The sequence below is a fragment of the Mycobacterium sp. NBC_00419 genome (assembly GCF_036023875.1).
GTDB lineage: Bacteria > Actinomycetota > Actinomycetes > Mycobacteriales > Mycobacteriaceae > Mycobacterium.
This window is the reverse complement of record NZ_CP107931.1, coordinates 4,362,138-4,379,759: the sequence shown is the minus strand read 5'-3', so window position 1 is coordinate 4,379,759 and position 17,622 is coordinate 4,362,138. Positions and strand designations below refer to the sequence as shown.

General features: G+C 65.9%; 15 protein-coding genes. 9 read left to right on the top strand and 6 right to left on the bottom strand.

The window, feature by feature from the left end; all coding sequences use genetic code 11:
- Positions 1 to 16 precede the first annotated feature (16 nt).
- The 5 genes from OG976_RS20935 to OG976_RS20915 all read right to left on the bottom strand — a co-directional run bounded on the left by OG976_RS20935 (position 17) and on the right by OG976_RS20915 (position 6,745).
- Positions 17 to 2,269: a hypothetical protein gene (locus tag OG976_RS20935; protein ID WP_328353028.1), complete on the bottom strand. Its 2,253-nt coding sequence runs from the start codon at positions 2,267 to 2,269 to the stop codon at positions 17 to 19.
- Positions 2,270 to 2,547: 278 nt separating this feature from the next.
- Entirely contained in the window at positions 2,548 to 3,390 is an 843-nt protein-coding gene (locus OG976_RS20930) for a bile acid:sodium symporter family protein (RefSeq protein WP_328353025.1), read from the bottom strand.
- 21 nt (positions 3,391 to 3,411) lie between these two features.
- A complete protein-coding gene (locus OG976_RS20925; RefSeq protein WP_328353022.1) occupies positions 3,412 to 4,290 on the bottom strand; it encodes a formylglycine-generating enzyme family protein in 879 nt (292 codons plus the stop codon).
- Positions 4,287 to 5,189, bottom strand: a complete 903-nt coding sequence (locus OG976_RS20920) for an HAD family hydrolase (protein WP_442930366.1) — start codon at positions 5,187 to 5,189, stop codon at positions 4,287 to 4,289. Before OG976_RS20920 ends, OG976_RS20925 begins: the two co-directional genes overlap by 4 nt.
- Before the next feature lie 11 nt (positions 5,190 to 5,200).
- Positions 5,201 to 6,745 (bottom strand): arylsulfatase, encoded by a 1,545-nt coding sequence (locus tag OG976_RS20915; protein WP_328353016.1) that lies wholly within the window; start codon positions 6,743 to 6,745, stop codon positions 5,201 to 5,203.
- Positions 6,746 to 6,915: 170 nt separating this feature from the next.
- Between OG976_RS20915 and OG976_RS20910 the strand changes: the two genes are divergently transcribed.
- The 5 genes from OG976_RS20910 to OG976_RS20890 all read left to right on the top strand — a co-directional run bounded on the left by OG976_RS20910 (position 6,916) and on the right by OG976_RS20890 (position 13,935).
- The gene (locus OG976_RS20910; RefSeq protein ID WP_328353013.1) at positions 6,916 to 9,243 is read left to right on the top strand and encodes an arylsulfatase; all 2,328 of its coding nucleotides are present in this window, start codon (positions 6,916 to 6,918) and stop codon (positions 9,241 to 9,243) included.
- A 1-nt stretch (position 9,244) separates the two neighbouring features.
- The gene (locus OG976_RS20905) at positions 9,245 to 9,922 is read left to right on the top strand and encodes a GAP family protein (protein ID WP_328353010.1); all 678 of its coding nucleotides are present in this window, start codon (positions 9,245 to 9,247) and stop codon (positions 9,920 to 9,922) included.
- Positions 9,923 to 9,934: 12 nt separating this feature from the next.
- Positions 9,935 to 12,286: an arylsulfatase gene (locus OG976_RS20900; RefSeq protein WP_328353007.1), complete on the top strand. Its 2,352-nt coding sequence runs from the start codon at positions 9,935 to 9,937 to the stop codon at positions 12,284 to 12,286.
- Between the two features lie 103 nt (positions 12,287 to 12,389).
- On the top strand, positions 12,390 to 12,803 hold the full coding sequence (locus tag OG976_RS20895; RefSeq protein WP_328353004.1) for a hypothetical protein: 414 nt from the start codon (positions 12,390 to 12,392) through the stop codon (positions 12,801 to 12,803).
- A gap of 130 nt (positions 12,804 to 12,933) precedes the next feature.
- Positions 12,934 to 13,935, top strand: a complete 1,002-nt coding sequence (locus OG976_RS20890) for an NADP-dependent oxidoreductase (RefSeq protein ID WP_328353001.1) — start codon at positions 12,934 to 12,936, stop codon at positions 13,933 to 13,935.
- Here the strand turns inward: OG976_RS20890 and OG976_RS20885 are convergent.
- Positions 13,919 to 14,530 carry a TetR/AcrR family transcriptional regulator gene (locus OG976_RS20885; protein WP_328352998.1) on the bottom strand — a complete coding sequence of 204 codons (612 nt, stop codon included), beginning with the start codon at positions 14,528 to 14,530 and terminating at the stop codon, positions 13,919 to 13,921. The genes OG976_RS20890 and OG976_RS20885 overlap by 17 nt on opposite strands.
- A 112-nt stretch (positions 14,531 to 14,642) precedes the next feature.
- Here OG976_RS20885 and OG976_RS20880 point away from each other — a divergent pair, with 112 nt between their 5' ends.
- From OG976_RS20880 to OG976_RS20865, 4 genes are all read left to right on the top strand, one after another.
- Positions 14,643 to 15,056, top strand: coding sequence for a DUF4345 domain-containing protein (locus OG976_RS20880; protein WP_328352995.1), 414 nt, complete (start codon positions 14,643 to 14,645; stop codon positions 15,054 to 15,056).
- 4 nt (positions 15,057 to 15,060) lie between these two features.
- Positions 15,061 to 15,885, top strand: a complete 825-nt coding sequence (locus tag OG976_RS20875; protein ID WP_328352992.1) for an SDR family oxidoreductase — start codon at positions 15,061 to 15,063, stop codon at positions 15,883 to 15,885.
- Between the two features lie 127 nt (positions 15,886 to 16,012).
- Positions 16,013 to 16,924 (top strand): alpha/beta fold hydrolase, encoded by a 912-nt coding sequence (locus tag OG976_RS20870; RefSeq protein WP_328352989.1) that lies wholly within the window; start codon positions 16,013 to 16,015, stop codon positions 16,922 to 16,924.
- Complete coding sequence (locus tag OG976_RS20865) at positions 16,921 to 17,616, top strand: SDR family oxidoreductase (protein WP_328352986.1); 696 nt, start codon at positions 16,921 to 16,923, stop codon at positions 17,614 to 17,616. The genes OG976_RS20870 and OG976_RS20865 overlap by 4 nt, the downstream gene beginning before the upstream one ends.
- The last annotated feature ends 6 nt before the right edge of the window (positions 17,617 to 17,622 follow it).

The window sequence follows — 17,622 nt, the reverse complement described above, 5'->3', positions numbered from 1 at the left end:
GATGTCCTCGCCCGCATCAGGGGAACATCGCAGGGTCGACCAAACCGGTCGGCGCCTGAATCGGATACTGCGTGGCACCGCCGGACCCGGTAGGCGGCGAATCAGGCGCCGTGCCCGGAGCCGGATAGACCCCAGCGGGAGCGCTGACGGAACCGCTGGGCGTTCCCGGGACCGGTCCGGCCCCGGGAGCGAATGTACCAGGCAAGGGCTGAATGCTGTTTGACACCAACGGATCAGTCCCAATGACCTGACCCGGAGTGAGCGGCACCCCACCAGGTACCGCACCTGCTGCCGAAGGCGGCGACCCGACACCCGGAGCGGTCGGCATACCCAGTTGCGTGGCCCCCGGCGGGGTCACGACACCGCCGGCACCGGGCGGCAATCCCACACCAGGAACAGTCGGCGTACCCGGCAACACAGTCCCAGGAGGTGCCACGCCACCACCGAAACCGGGCGGAACAACCTGCGGCAGAGACACATTCGGGGCCAGTGGCACTGTCGGTGTCAACCCTTGCGCGGGCGGCACCGGCGACGTCACCTCAGGCAACGAGGCACCCGGGCGCGCCGGCACCATCGGCGTCAGCGGCGACACATCCGGCGGCCCCGGCGGAACCACCTCAGGCAACGACACATCCGGACGCACCTGCGGCAACGACGGCAACACCGGCCTACCCGGCGTCACCGGCGACACATCCGGCGGACCCGGCGGCACCACCTCAGGCAACGACACATCCGGACGCGCCTGCGGCAACGACGGCAACACCGGCCTACCCGGCGTCACCGGCGACACATCCGGCGGCCCCGGCGGAACCACCTCAGGCAACGACACATCCGGACGCGCCTGCGGCAACGACGGCAACACCGGCCTACCCGGCGTCACCGGCGACACATCCGGCGGACCCGGCGGCACCACCTCAGGCAACGACACATCCGGACGCACCTGCGGCAACGACGGCAACACCGGCCTACCCGGCGTCACCGGCGACACATCCGGCGGACCCGGCGGCACCACCTCAGGCAACGACACATCCGGACGCACCTGCGGCAACGACGGCAACACCGGCCTACCCGGCGTCACCGGCGACACATCCGGCGGCCCCGGCGGCACCACCTCAGGCAACGACACATCCGGACGCACCTGCGGCAACGACGGCAACACCGGCCTACCCGGCGTCACCGGCGACACATCCGGCGGACCCGGCGGAACCACCTCAGGCAACGACACATCCGGACGCGCCTGCGGCAACGACGGCAACGCCGGCCTCCCCGGCGTTATCGGCGACACATCCGGCGGCCCCGGCGGCGTCACCTCCGGCAACGACACATCCGGGCGCAACGGCACAGTCGGCGTCAACCCCTGCGCCGGCGGAACCACCTGCGGCAACGACACATCCGGACGCGCCTGCGGCAACGACGGCAGAGACGGCACCTCAGGACCGCCGTCGCCACCATCGCCACCGTCGCCACCGCCGTTGCCGTTGCCGTTGCCGTTATTGCCGCCGCCATGGTGGTTGCCGTTATCGCCGCCGTCGCCGCCGCCGTTGCCGTTATTGCCGCCGTTCCCGTTACCGTTGTTCCCGTTCCCGTTCCCGTTCCCGTTCCCGTTCCCGTTCTCCCCGCCGTTCTCGCCGCCGTCGCCGCCACCGCCACACCACGACGCATTGCCTTGGGCACAGCCCATCCCGCCAGGTTGGCCCGGGGACATGCCGTCCCCGGGTCCTGGTTGCTTGAGGACGTTCACCGGTGGGTGCAACATTTGGAGCACACCGTTGATGACAACCGGCGATGACCAGTCCGCTGTGTCGACCCCCACCAGTGTTGTTCCGAGGTAGGCCAGCGAACCGTCGGGGTTCTGCGTGATCAGCGCCGGGTCCATGCCCGGCACCAACACCGCGGCAATCGCAGCCGGCACCGAAACTCCACTGGCGGCCGACGGGGCGGCCGCACTGCGGCCGGGCACACTGATCCCGTTCGCGCCGCCGAGGCCGTTAGTGCCGCCAATGCCATTGCCGTTGTTGCCGCGGATGCCGTCGCCGCCGCCTAGTCCGCCGGGGGCGAGTCGTCCACCGCCGACACCCCCACCGCCGCCGAATCCAGCGGGAATGTGTTGTTTGATGCCGCCGCCGCCACCGCCACCGAATCCACCGCCTCCACCGCCGCCGAATCCACCGGGAATGTGTTGTTTGATGCCGTTGCCGCTGCCGTCGCCGTTGCCACCATTGCCACCACCACCGCCACCGCCGCCGGGGAGAGCGACCGCGGCTCTCATCAGGGCAGATGGGGTGGCGACAGTTCCGCCGACGAAGAGGCCGGCAGCAAGCACACACGCTCCAGCGATGGGCCCGACGTTACGAATCCACACAATGTCCCCTAACCCCGCGTGGCCAGCGCGCTTCACCACCCGACGCGACCTGGTGACGCATCAAGCCCCGCCACGCCATCCCAACCGCAAATTTATCGCATGCGTCAAAAATGCGGTTCGAAACACCCGCGGCTCCACATGCAGCGTCCTCCTACGTCAGACATCGCACCCCGGATTTCGAGGAGCTACCCCGCCTTGGCTCGGTGCCGCCTTAGCCACAGGGTGTAGACCGCGCCCACCGCGGCCGTCATCAGGCCGTAGAGTGCGACCGCCGCATGCTCTTCGGTGTCGGGGAAGTTGGCCGATGCCAACGCCAACGCTGTCGCCGGATGCCGACAGCTCGTGGCGAAGGCCAGCACCGCGGCATCGCGGCGGTCCGGGCCGCCCAGTAGATGGCCCGCGGCGAAGCTGCCCAGGACAAAGATGCCCAGCGCAAGCAGCGTGTGATTGCCCAGCAGCGACCACATGTCGGGGGCAGCCGAGATCAGCAGAACGACCATTGCGATCGGCAGTAGCCACCGCTGCACACGTTCGATGGGTCCTTCGAGTCGCCGCGCTGTCAACGGCGAGAAACGGGCGAGCACCATTCCGGCGACCAAAGGGACCACCATGGTCAGGATCAACAGTTTGGCGATCGTCCACGGAGCCGAGATGTAATCGCGGCCGAAGACCGCCTGTAGTGCTTCGGTGGACACCATGATGAACGGCACGCCGCACACGGCCAGTAGCAGCACCAGACCAAGCCCGTATTCGGTTCGCCCGCCTGCTTTTTCGCCCCGGCTGGGCAGCAGCGGCGGCAGCGGTGACACCGACAGCGCCACCAACGCAATGGCAACTTCCTGGTTGAGGTCGAATACCCGGACCAGCACCACTGCGAGCACCGGCGCCACAACCAGCACCGCAATCAACGAGCGAACGAGTAACCCCGGCCGGCGCAGCAAGGCGGTGATGTCGGTGAATCGGGCGCCCAATCCGGAGCCGAATACCAGCACGCCGAGGCTGACCCCGAAGGCGGCTTTCGCCGCCACCGCCCAATCCACGATCCCCCACTACCGCTTCACGCAGCGAAAGCCGATGTGGCTCATGCCGGTATCGACCATCTGGGGCCGCCGGGCGGCCGGCCGATAGCGCAGGCAGTAGTTGTCGGCACAGAGAAACGAGCCGCCCTTGATGACCTTGCGCGGAACCTTGAACTGCGGCTGCCCGGCGTCATAGCTGCCTGCCTCACAACAGGGGTCCCCGGCGCGGGTGTCGACGTACCAGTCGCTGGTCCACTCCCAGACATTGCCCGCCATGTCGAACAGTCCGTACCCATTGGGCGGGAAGCTGCCGACCGGCGCGGTGCGCCCGTAACCCGCATCCGGGCGCCACGGGAACTCACCGTGCCAATAGTTGGCGAGCCGCTGACCGGGCGCTTCCGGTTCGTCACCCCAGGTGTAGGTGGTGTGGCCGAGGCCGCCGCGGGCGGCGATCTCCCATTCGGATTCGGTGGGCAGCGCAAGGTCGGCCCACGCGGTGTAGGCCTCGACATCCTCGTAGGCGACGTGCACGACGGGGTGGTCGGCACGTTTGTCGATCGAGGAGAGCGGCCCGACGGGCCTGCGCCATGACGCGCCCGGTGTCCAGCTCCACCACTGGCTCAGGTGCCGAAGGTCCACGGGCCCGCTGGTGCGGTGGAACACCATCGAACCCGGCTGCAGGTTCTCCGACGGCGCATCGGGATAGTCGGCGGGATCCAACGGCCGTTCAGCGACCGTGACATAGCCTGTAGCATCGACGAATTGGGCGAAGTCGGCGTTGGTCACCTGGCGGGGCTGAATCCAGAAACCCTCGATATCGACCTGCCGGACCGGACCTTCCTCCGGGTAGTGCTGATCGGACCCGAGCGCGGCGCTCTGTGCGGGAATCCAGACGAGGTCACCAGTCACGCGAAAATTCTCGACCACTCACCACGCATGCTGGTCACCGCCCAGCCGGAGTCGGCCGCGAGGTTCAGTGCACGTTCTGCGCCTGCGGTATAGGCGAATTCGCGCTGTTCGTCGTCGTGCAGGACGAGCATGTTCATCGAGAGTCCGGGTGACGCGTCGGTGAACTGGAGCATTTCGATGTCGCCGTTGGAGTTTCCCGCCGCGAAGATAGGCCGTCGACCCGTGCGCCCCCAGATCCGCACAGCCTTGGCCGGGCCGTCGTTGAGGACCTCGGGCCGCGACGTGGTCACCAAGTGACCGTCGGTGAAGTCCAGGCCCACCGAGCTGCCGATCACCCGTTCCGGCGGTATCCCGTACATCTGAGTTGTCACCGGGCGCATGAAGTCCCGACCGCCCCCGGAGGCGATGTAGCTGGTGAAGCCGTGGGCTTCGAGGTAGCCCAGCAACTCCACCATTGGTGCGTACCCGCAGGAGGTGTACGGGCGGTTCAAGCTCGGGTGTCGCGCGTCGGCGAAGAACGCCTTGACCTGCTCGGCGTGCTGCTCGACCGTCAGACCCTGATAGGCCGAAAGAATGCCCCCGGCAAGGACTGTCAGCTGCGAATCGTCCCCGTCGTAGTGCTTGGTGACCGCGTCGCCGAACCAGTCGAGGTCACCGGCAGCCGCGGCTGCGTAGGGCTGCCGTTCGGCCAGCGACGCGTCGGCGGCCGCCTGCTCGGCGAGTCGGCGCACCAGGAAGTCCAGCTGGACATACGCCGGCTTCTCCACCCACAGCGTGCCGTCATTGTCGAAGACCGCGATACGCGCCTGCGGCTCAACGAAATCCGTTCCCGCGGTGGTGACGCGGTCAACGAAGTCGACGATCGCCGACTTGGTCGGCCCGTCTGTCCAGGAGTCCAATCCCGCCAAGCTCAGCCGCCGCGGGACTCGAAGTGCTTCTTGAGCTTCTCCACCGCGGCGGTGATGGTGAACGACGCCGGCTCGCTGCGGGGCGGAAACTCCTTGAACGTGTCGAGGAACTGCAAAACCAGGGCGTTGCCGTACAGGGCGATGAAGACGTTCTCCAGAACCCAGTCCCAGTAGGTGTTGGAGGTGACGTCGGCGCGCTCGAACGGATCGGTGCGCAGGTTGAAGATCTTGGGTGCCCGCAGTTCGGTGAACGGTTCGAACCAGATCTGCAGCGTGCCCTGGCAACGCTGCTCGAGGAACACGATCTTCCAGTTCTCGTAGCGCAAACCGAGCACGTCGCAGTCGTCGGAGAAATAGATCATGCCCCGGCGTGGACTCTTGTCCTCCTCGCCGGTGAGGTACGGCAGGATGTTGTAGCCGTCGATGTGGACGTGGTAGGTCTTGTCGCCGATCGTGTAGCCCTGTTTGAGCTTGGTGACGATGTCGGCGTCACCGGCCGCGGCCAGGAACGTCGGCAGCCAGTCGTGGTGTTGGACAATTTCGTTGGACACCACTCCGGCCGGAATACGTCCGGGCCAGCGGATCATCTCCGGGACCCGGAAGGCGCCCTCCCAGCCGGTGTTCTTCTCACTGCGGAACGGGGTGGTGGCGCCGTCCGGCCAGCTGTTGGCGTGCGGGCCGTTGTCGGTGGAGTAGATGACGATGGTGTCCTCGGTGATGCCGAGTTCGTCGACGACGTCCAGCAACCGGCCGACGGTGTTGTCGTGGTCGATCATCGTGTCGTGGTAGGGCGACTGCCAACGACCGGCCTGGCCCAGACTCTCCGGTTTGGTGTGGGTGCGGAAATGCATGTGCGTGGTGTTCATCCACACGAAGAACGGCGTATCGGACTCGTGCTGGCGCTTGATGAAATCGATCGCCGCCGTGGTGGTCTCGTCGTCGATGGTCTCCATCCGCTTCTTGGTGAGCGGTCCGGTGTCCTCGATGCGCTGCCGGCCGACCGGGCCGTACCGTTCGTCGATCTCATCAGAGACCTCCTCGGTGGCCCAGGAGTGGATGACACCGCGCGGCAACATCATCTTGCGAAGCCGCGGCGCCTCTTCTTCGGTCGGATAGTTGGGGTTCTCCGGTTCCTCTTCGGCGTTGAGGTGGTACAGGTTGCCGAAGAACTCGTCGAAACCGTGTGCGGTGGGCAGGTGCTTGTTGAGGTCGCCCAAGTGGTTCTTACCGAACTGGCCGGTGGCATACCCGAGCGGCTTGAGCAGCTCGGCGATTGTGGGGTCGTCTGCGGACAGGCCGATGTCGAAACCGGGCATGCCGACCTTGCTCAGGCCGGTGCGATACACGCTCTGGCCAGTGATGAACGACGAGCGGCCCGCGGTGCAGCTCTGCTCGCCGTAGGAGTCGGTGAACCGCATGCCCTCGGCGGCGATGCGATCGATGTTGGGGGTTCGGTAGCCCATCAGCCCGTCGCTGTAACAGCTCAGGTTGGTGATGCCGATGTCATCGCCCCAGATCACCAGAATGTTCGGTTGGTCCCCAGGCATGACGCGCCCCTCGCTTCCGGCTCGTGTTCTCGACCGTGTCCGTCGGACTCTAGGCGAAGCTGACACCCGCATCTGCGTTATCGCCCCTTCCGTCACTGTTTCGGCACCGCGAAGGGGCTCGCCGCGGCGTCCTCGGGGGTACCGTCTGCGTCGACGAAAGCTGGTGAGCCATGACAGACCCGCGCCTGGACGACGGATCGACTCTCCCGTTCCCGGCCGCGCAGTCGGCCAGTACCGCCGGCTACACGCTGGGCGAATCCACCCATCAGCGGCGCACCGAGCCGCGGCACCTCCCCGAGGACGCCCCGAACATCCTCATCGTCCTGCTCGACGACGTCGGGTTCGGCCTGTCCGATGTGGTCGGCGGCGAAGTGCATACCCCGGCCTTCCGACGCGTTGCCGAAAATGGTCTCTGCTACAACACTTTTCACACCACGTCGATCTGCTCGCCGACCCGCGCGGCGCTGCTGACCGGACGCAACCACCACCGCGTGCATTCCGGCACCATCGCCGAACGCGCCGTCGACTGGGACGGCTACACCGGGGTCATCGGCAAGGACACCGCCACCGTCGCCGAGGTGCTCGGCCACTATGGCTACTGCACGTCGGCGTTCGGCAAGTGGCACAACTCCCCCGCCACCCAGACCACCGCGATGGGGCCATTCGACCGCTGGCCCACCGGGCACGGCTTCGACTACTTCTACGGCTTCATCGCCGGCGAGACCTCGCAGTGGGAGCCGCGGCTGTATCAGAACCTCAACCCGGTCGAGCCGCCGGAGCGCGAGGGGTACCACCTATCCGAGGACCTCGCCGACAATGCCATCTCCTGGTTGCGCCAGCACCGGGCATACGCCCCCGACCGCCCGTTCTTCATGTACTGGGCCCCGGGCGCTGCGCACGGACCGCACCACGTCGCCAAGGAATGGGCCGACAAGTACGAGGGCAGATTCGACGACGGCTGGGACGCCTATCGGGAGCGGGTCTTCGCCCGGCAGAAGACCACGGGCTGGATTCCAACCGATGCCGAACTGACGCCGCGCGCCGAGAGCATGCAGGGCTGGGACGACATCCCCGAGGAGCAGCGGCCGTTCCAGCGGCGCCTGATGGAGGTGTTCGCCGGCTTCCTCGAGCACGTCGACGTCCAGATCGAGCGGGTGCTCGACGAACTGGACCGCCAGGGCATCGCCGACAACACGATGGTCATCTACATCTTCGGCGACAACGGATCCAGCGCCGAAGGCCAACGCGGCAGCATCAGCGAACTCCTTGCCCAGAACGGCATTCCGACCACCGTCGACGACCAGCTGGCCGCGCTGGAGACCCTTGGCGGCCTGGACGCACTCGGTTCACCGAAGACCGACAACATGTATCACGCCGGCTGGGCATGGGCCGGTAACACACCCTTCCACCACACCAAACTGGTGGCCAGCCACTTCGGCGGCACCCGCAACCCGATGGCGATCTCGTGGCCGCGCCGAATCGCCCCGGACGCCGCGGTCCGCGGCCAGTTCCACCACGTCAACGACATCGCCCCCACCCTCTACGAAATCCTCGGTATCACCGCGCCGGAGGTCGTCGACGGCCACGAGCAGAAGCCGCTCGACGGCGTGAGCCTGGCCTACACCTTCGACGGCGCCGATGAGCCGGGCCGAAAGTCGGTGCAGTACTTCGAGAATTCGGCCAGCCGGGGCATCTACCGCGACGGCTGGTACGCCTGTGCGTTCGGCCCGTTCGTGCCTTGGGACACCGCCAGTACCGCCGCCCGGATGGCAGCCTGGAACGCCGAGACCGAACCGTGGGAGCTGTACTACCTACCCGAGGACTTCTCCCAAGCCAACGACCTCGCCGCAGCCCAGCCGGAGAAGCTCACCGAGCTCAAGGAACTGTTCAAGGAGGTGTCGCGGGACAATCTGGTCTGGCCGGTTGGTGCCGGGTTGTGGCTGCGCGCACATCCGGAGGACCGCATCTCCTCGCCGTACACGCGATGGCGCTTCGACACCGCATGCACTCGGATGCCGGAGTTCACCGCGCCGGGTCTGGGTCGCCAGGACAGCCGCGTCGAGATCGCGCTGACCCTGCCCGACAACGCATCCGGCGTGCTGTACGCCCTGGGTGGATTTTCCGGCGGACTGACGTTGTTCATGGATGCCGGCCACCTGGTCTACGAGTACAACATGCTGATCATCGACCGCTACCAGGCCCGCAGCGCAGCACCGATTCCCAGCGGCTCCCACGTCATCACCGTCACCACGGCATTCGACTCCCCCGCACCGGCCGGGCCGGCAATGGTGACACTGGCCGTCGACGGTGCCGAGGTCGGCAAGGTGGCCGTGGCCCGCACCGTTCCCGCCGCCTTCACCGCCAGCGAAACCTTCGGTGTCGGAGTCGATCTCGGCTCGCCCGTCTCCCCCGACTATTTCGACCGGCGCCCGTTCCGGTTCACCGGATCCATCGACTACGTCGACGTCGAGGTGTTCCCGCCCGGCACAAGCGGCTGACGTGGGATCGCTGTGGGCCAGCCTGGCCCCGTTCATCATCGCCAGCGCGCTCATGCCGATCGAGTTGGTGATCACCCTCGCCCTGCTGGGGACACCGGGGCGGGTGCGGACCGCGACGGCCGCGGTGAGCGGAATGGTCCTGGTTCGGCTGTTGCAGGGCCTGGTCTTCGGCACGATCCTGCACTGGGGCAGGCGCGACGACACCCAGGGCGGGCACGGCTGGGTGGTGTCCTCGGTGCTGCTGGTGGTCGCGGTCTTGTTGCTCGTCACCGCAATCCGCGAACTGCTCGGCGGTGACGACTCCGACGATCCCCCGCCGAAGTGGATGACGGCGCTGTCGTCGATGACACCGGGCAAGGCGTTCCTACTCGGCGCCGCGGTGATCCTGATCTCGGTCAAGCTGTGGGTGTTCACGTTCGCCGCGATCGGCACGATCGGTGACGCAGGGATGCCCCGCAGCACCAACACCGTCACCTACATCGCGTTCGTCGTGCTCGGTGTCAGTACACATCTGGCGGTCATCGCGGCCGCCGCGTTCTTCCCGAACAGGTCCCGGGCGTTCCTGGATAACAGTCTGCGCTGGCTGCAGGACCACAACCGGGTGATCATGATCGCGCTCGGATTGGTGTTCGGCGGGTGGTTTCTCTACAAGGGTTTACATGGTTTCGGCATCATCTGAAGGGTTCAGCTAGTGGCAATCACCGAATATCAGCCCGGGACAACCTTTCCCGGCGTCATCGCCCGTACCGCGGACGAGTCGACCCCGGCCTGGCCGGCGCCCACGCGAGCCCCCGAGGACGCCCCGAATGTGGTGTTCATCGTTCTCGACGACACCGGCTACGGACACCTGGGCTGCTACGGCAGCCCGATCTCCACACCCAACATCGATGCCTTGGCGGCGGACGGCCTGAAGTTCTCCAACATGAACACCACCGCGCTGTGTTCGCCATCGCGCTCGTGCATCCTCAACGGACGCAATCACCACTCGAATCACCTGGCCTGCCTCACCAACGGGTCGACGGGCTACCCCGGGTCCGACGGCTACATCCCGTTCGAGAACGGCTTCCTCTCCGAGATTCTGCGAGCCCAGGGCTACAACACCTACTGCGTCGGGAAGTGGCACCTGGCCCCCGAGGAGACGATGACCGCGGCCGGTCCGTACGACCGCTGGCCGCTGGGGCGTGGATTCGAACGTTTCTACGGGTTCCTCGGCGGCGACACCCACCAGTACTACCCCGAACTGGTCCGTGACAACTCGCAGACCGAACCCGAGACCACCCCGGAGCAGGGCTATCACCTGACGCCCGACTTGGTGGAGAGGGCCACCGCGATGATCGCCGACGCCAAGCAGGTCGCTCCGAACAAGCCGTTCTTCCTGTATTTCGCACTGGGCGCGATGCATTCACCGCATCACGTACCCAAGGAGTGGGCTGACCGTTACGCCGGCAAGTTCGACAAAGGCTGGGAGGTTTACCGCCGCGAGGTGTTTGAGCGGCAGAAGCAACTCGGTCTGGTTCCCGCCACGGCCGAACTCTCCGCGCCCGATCCCGACGTCGCGGACTGGGAGACACTGTCAGCCGACGAGCGAAGGCTCTTCTCGCGGATGATGGAGGTGTTCGCCGGATTCCTTGAGCACACCGACCATTACATCGGCGAGCTCGTGCAGTTCCTGAAAGACATTGGCGAGTACGACAACACGGTCATCATGTTGATCTCCGACAACGGGTCCAGCGCAGAAGGCGGCCCCACCGGTTCGGTCAACGAGGTCCGGTTCTTCAACAATGTCGCCGATACCGTCGAGGAAGGGCTGGCGCGCATCGACGAGATCGGCGGCCCGACGGTGTTCAACCATTTCCCCTGGGGCTGGACGCACGCAGGCAACACCCCGTTCCGCCGATGGAAGCGGGAGACCTACCGTGGCGGCTCGACCGACCCATTCATCGTCACCTGGCCGCGCGGCATCGCCGCGCGCGGCGAACTGCGCTCACACTATGCGCATCTCATCGACATGGTGCCGACGGTGCTCGACGCGCTCAAGGTCGAGGCTCCGGCGGCCATCGCCGGTATCACCCAGTCACCGATCGAAGGAGTCAGCTTCGCGCACACCTTCGACGACGATGCCGCGCCCACAAAGCATATGACCCAGTACTTCGAGATGCTCGGCCACCGCTCGCTCTACCATGACGGCTGGCGCGCCGTATGCCCTTGGCCAGGAACCTCGTTCGCCGAATCGACACACAAGTTCGGCGATCCCATCACTGCTGACATGCTCAGCGAGCTCGACGCGACGGGCTGGGAGCTCTACCACGTCGCCGAGGACGTCGCCGAAACCACCAACCTGGCCGAGGCAGAGCCCGCACGACTGATCGCGATGATCACGTTGTGGTACAACGAAGCCGGCAAGTACAACGTGCTGCCGATCGACAGCCGCGGCGTGGTCCGCATCGCCGACGAACGCCCGCAGATCGCAGCCAGCCGCAGCCGTTACGTGCTCTACCCCGGCACCCAGTCGATCTCGGCGGCCTCGGCACCGAAGATCCTCAACCGGCCCTACTCGATCAACGCCGACGTCGAGCTCACCGACGAATCGGCTGGCGTGCTGCTCTCGATGGGCGGCAACGATGGCGGAATCACGCTGTACGTCAAGGACGGGCTGCTGTGCTACGCACACAACTACGTCGCCAAGGACGTCTTCACCGTCCGATCGGCTGACCGCATCCCGAGCGGCCGGCACTTCCTGTCCGTGGAGTTCGCGCCGACCGGCCAACCGGATGTCAAGAACGGCAAGGGCACGCCCGGCACTGTCACCTTGTTCGTCGACGGCACCGAGGTCGGCCGGGGCGAGTTCCCGGTGACCACCCCCATCCGGCTCGCCCAGGGCGGCGCCATGCTCGTCGGGGCCGACACCGGGTCGTCGGTCACGCCCGACTACGACCCGCCCTTCAAGTTCGACGGCCGGATCCATCGGGTGATCGTGGACGTCAGCGGCGAGCACGTCGAGGACTACGAGGCCCAGATGAAGATCGCCCTGGCCAAGCAGTAAGGCCTGCGGGGATGCCGGAAAAGTCCACACGTCATCTACCGATATAGATACCGTGGTGGTGGTCTCCGGTGTACGGCGACCACCGACTTCGGGGGGTATTTCCATGAACCTTAAAGGTGCGGCGGTGGCCGCGGTTCTCGCCGGCTTCGGCCTGGTGCTGGCGGGTACGGCGCTCGCCGACGACGGCTTCAACGGTGTGTACCGATACGAACCTCAGCTTGGCGATCCCACCCTGGTGACGGTGTCATCGGCGTGCGCGACCGAGGGATGCGTCGCCCACATCGCCGGCGAACGGGGCAACGTGCAGGGCGATGCAACGTTCACTAACGGCCAGTGGGTTCTCAGTGTGAGAAACCCTGTTGGGGACATCTGCGAGGGCAACCGCTACCCGGCGGATCAGGTGTACACCTGGGACGCCGCCAGCCTGCAGGGCACGTTGAACAGCGCATACGGCCCGGCATGCGATGGCACCTCAGGAGTGGCGACCACGGCCTTCACACTCACGAAAGTGAGCTGAGCGCATCCCGGTCAGCCGGGAGCGCAGCGCTGCACGGTCATAGTGACACCGGTCGGTTTACTTCTCCATCGGGTCGGGGTACCGTCCTAGGTAAACCATTCGGTGTACCACTGATGAGAAGAGCCACCCCATGAAGGCCTTTGTCCTCGATCGCTACCGCAAGAACGGCCGACTGACGCTGACCGACGTCAACACTCCCCGCGCAGGCGACCACGATGTGCTGGTGGAGGTCTATGCCGCCGGCGTGAATCTCGTTGACGCCAAGATCCGCGACGGGGAGTTCAAACTCGTTCTGCCCTATAGGTTGCCGACCATCATGGGCAATGACGCCGCCGGTGTCGTGACGCGCGTCGGTTCGCGGGTATCCGCATTCAAGCCTGGCGACACCGTCTACGCCCGCCCGGATGCCGCCCGGATTGGCACATTCGCCGAATTCATCGCGATGCACGAGCGGGACGTCGCCCATGCACCGGCCAACCTCACCATGGAACAGGCCGCCTCGATACCGCTCGTTGCGTTGACCGCGTGGCAGGCGCTCGTCGAGACGGCGCAGCTCACCGCGGGGCAGAAGGTCTTCATCCAGGCAGGCTCCGGTGGCGTCGGCACGGTGGCGATTCAGCTCGCCAAGCATCTCGGCGCAACCGTGGCCACCACCTGCAGCCCGGCCAGCTTCGACCTGGTCCGGGAACTCGGCGCCGACGTGGTCATCGACTACAAGTCGCAAGATTTCGAAACCGAACTGAGCGGGTACGACGTCGTGCTGCACAGCCAGGACAACGCAGCACTCAAGAAATCTCTTCGGGTTCTCAAACCCGGCGGGATCCTCGTCTCCATTTCCGGGCCGCCGGACCCCGCCTTTGCCACACAACTCGGCGCGCCGTGGTTCGTCGGGCTCGTCACGCGGGCGTTGAGCCGCGGAGTCAGAGCTCAGGCCAAACGACTTGGTGTGCGGTACTCGTTCCTGTTCATGAGGGCCGACGGCGGCCAACTGCAGAAGATCACCGGCCTAATCGAATCGGGTGTCATCCGGCCACTGGTGGATAAGGTCTTCGATTTCGAGGCGACCAACGACGCGTTGGCCTACGTCGAGGCCGGGCGGACAAAGGGCAAGGTCGTCATCGCGGTGAAGTAGCCGCCAGGTCGATGAGCGTCTGCGCGGCCTTGCGGGCGTGTGTCCAGGGGGTCGGATCATCCAAAGACGTCGACAGGGCGGCCGCCCCCTCGTAGAGCACGGCGAGTTGATTGGCGAGCAGCTTGGGATTGCCGGCGCCGGCTTCCTTGGCCAGGCGTGCCACACCGTCGATGTAGCTGCGCTTGTGTGCCTGCACGATCTCGTGGACCTCGGGCATGGTCTCGGCCGCCTCGACGGCCGCATTGTGGAACGGGCAGCCCCGCATCTGCCCGTCGGGTGAAGGTGTCTCGAACAACGCCAGGATGCGCGCGCGGGGAGTCCGCCGTAGATCGTCCGGCCCGGGCCGCAGCGGATCACCCACATGCTGCTGGATGACGCGCAGATACTCCTCAACCACAGCTTCCTTGCTCGGAAAGTGTTGGTAGAGAGTGCGCTTGGAGACGGTTGCTTCGTTGGCGAGCCGCTCCACGCCCGTGGCGTTGATGCCATCGCGGTAGAACAACTTGACCGCCGCCGCCAGGATCCGCTGGCGTGCACCCCGGCCGCCGGCCCCGGCCCTTTGAGGAGTTTTGCGCTCCGTGACATCTGCGTTCATGACCTAAGCATACCGATAGGTTTACCTTTAGGCGATCACCGTGTAGCGTCGCCTCCATAAGTAAACCAATCGGTTTACAAACGGACGCATCGGCCCTCAGGAGACCACCACCGTGACCACCACCCTCCACGCCCCCAGCCCCAACCGCACGGCGCTGCAATGGACCCTGGGAGCTCTTTCCGCAATACCAATGACCAGCGCAGTGGGTGAGATTCTGCGCGGCCCGCGGGCCGTGCCCGGCGGTTCACCCGACGTGGCTCCGACCGTCGACAGCGCCCTGCGCTACGCCAGCGTGTTCAAGTTCGCTGCAGGCCTCACGATCCTGCGGGAGTTGGGGCGCATCGAGCGATCCCAGGCCACCACGTTCGCGTTGTCCACCGTCGCAGTGGGCGGACTGGTGCGGATGATCTCCTGGAAACAACGCGGGCGTCCGCATCCCATGATCGTGGGGGCCATCGGCCTCGAGACCATCGGCGTGCCGATTCTGCTCACCTGGCAGCGGCGCCTGTCCGCGAAGGCGGTGTGAGCAGATGCCTTCCGTACTGGTTACCGGCGCAGGTAGAGGAATCGGCCTGGCGATCACCGAGCACATGAGCACACGCGGCTGGGACGTCTACGCGACCGCCCGGTCCGATGCCGCCCTGAGCAGCCTCGGCCGCCTACCCGGCGTTCACCCGATCGCCCTCGACATCACCGACCGGTCTGCCATAGCCGCACTCCCCGATCAGCTGCCCGCTGAGCTGAACGGCGTCGTCAACAATGCCGGCATCATCGTCAACGGGCCGGTCGAGGGGCTATCGCTCGACGATCTGACCCAACAACTCGACGTCAACGTCATCTCACAGATCGCGGTGACCCAGGCGGTACTGCCGAGGATCCGTGCGTCCGGAGGGCGCGTGGTGTTTATGTCCTCGGTCAGCGGGTTGATCACGACCCCGGGCACCGGCGCCTACAACGCATCGAAGTACGCCATCGAATCCCTCGCCGACGCACTCCGGATGGAATTGCGTCCGTGGAAGATTCCCGTGTCGCTCATCGAGCCAGGGCCGATCCGCACCGATATGTGGGCTGACGTGCTCGCCGACCACGATCGTATGGTTGCGAAACTCAGCGAGGAGCATCGCCGGCTCTATGCGTCACACCTCGCCGGCACCCGGAAGTTGTTGGGACGCATGCAGAAGATCGCCGCCGATCCCAAGAGGGTCACGAAGGCCGTGGATCACGCGCTGACATCGAGACGTCCCAAACGTCGCTACCTGCTGGATTTGGCCAGCCGCGCCCAGACAGCCGTCGTCGCCATCACACCGACCGCGGTGAATGACGCGGTTCTGGCAGCGGCAACAACATCGAAATGAGGCCGCTCGCCGATCACCGGTGAGCGAGGTCATACTCAAAGCACACCGTTCGGTGTACTAACCGGATCTGCGAAGTGATAGCGTCGAACTCAGCAAGTACACCGATCGGTATACAAAGGAGAAAACCATGGCAAGCGAACGAACCACCCCCCACGATGGCGCAAGCCATCTGCGCCCGGCGAGCGTGCACTCAGGCGCCACGTCGTACCGGGATGCGCCGACGAAGTCCGTGTCGGTGGGCGGGACCCGCTTCGTATATCGGGAGCTGGGTACCGATACCGGCATACCGGTGATCTTCCTGAATCACCTGGCCGCCAACCTCGACAACTGGGATCCCAGGGTCGTCGACGGCATCGCGACCAAGCACCGTGTGATCACGTTCGACAATCGTGGCGTCGGTGGTTCCGAGGGCAAGACACCGGACACGGTCCAGGCGATGGCCCGCGACGCCGTCGCATTCATCCGGGCGCTGGGATTCGATCAGGTCGATCTCCTCGGGTTCTCGCTGGGCGGAATGGTCGCCCAAGTGATCGCCCAACAAGAGCCGGCGCTGGTGCGCAAGATCATCCTCGCGGGGACCGGGCCGGCGGGAGGCGACGGCATCGCCAACGTGACGAAGCTGACCTACCTCGACACGCTGCACGCCTACGCCACCTTCAAAGACCCCAAGGAGCTTCTCTTCTTCACCAGGACGCAGAACGGGAAGGCGCAGGGGCGCGCGTTCATCAAGCGGCTCAAGGAACGGACGAAGGACCGCGACAAGGCGATGGCGATCGGCGCATTCCGCACGCAGCTCAAGGCGATTCACGCCTTCGGCCTCGAGAAGCCCGCGGACTTGTCACGCATTCACCAGCCCGTGCTGGTGGCCAATGGCGACAATGATCGAATGGTCCCCTCCAGCAACTCCTATGACTTGGCTCAGCGCCTGCCGAATGCCACCCTGCGCATCTACGCCGACGCCGGGCACGGTGGCATCTTCCAGGCCCATGAACGCTTCGTTCCCGAGGCACTCGCATTCCTGGGATCGACCGCCTCATGACGTCGCTCGCCAATCAAACAGTGCTCGTCACCGGCGCCAACCGGGGCATGGGCCGCCAATACGTCGAACAGCTTCTCGATCGAGGAGCGGCGAAGATCTATGCCGCTGCCCGTGATCCGCTGGCGATCGACGTCGACGACCCCCGCGTCGTTGCGCTCGGGCTCGATGTCACCGACGCAGCGTCGATCGCCAATGCGGCCGACATCGCCTCCGATGTCAGTGTTCTCATCAACAACGCCGGCATCGTCCGCGGGGCCTCGGTTCTGCACCCGGACTCCTCCGGCCTGCGTGCGGAGATGGAGACGAACCTGTTCGGCCCCCTCGCGATGGCATCGGCCTTCGCCGATCGGATCGCGGCCAACTCCGGAGCAATCGTCAACGTGGCATCGGTACTCGCATGGCTGCCCGTCGGCGCAAGCTACAGCGTGACAAAGGCCGCGCTGTGGAGCGCCACCGACTCGATGCGACTCGAACTGGGTCCGCGCGGCGTGCAGGTGGTGGGCGTCTACGTGGGTCTGGTGGACACTGATATGGGCGCATTCGCCGACGGCCCGAAGTCGGACCCCGCTGACGTCGTTCGGCAGGTGCTCGACGGGATCGAATCCGGTGCCGACGAGGTCTTGGCCGACGAGATGACCCGCGAGGTGCGCGCCCGGATGAACCTGCCCGTGGGTGAGCGCCTGCGCGGGTGACGCCGA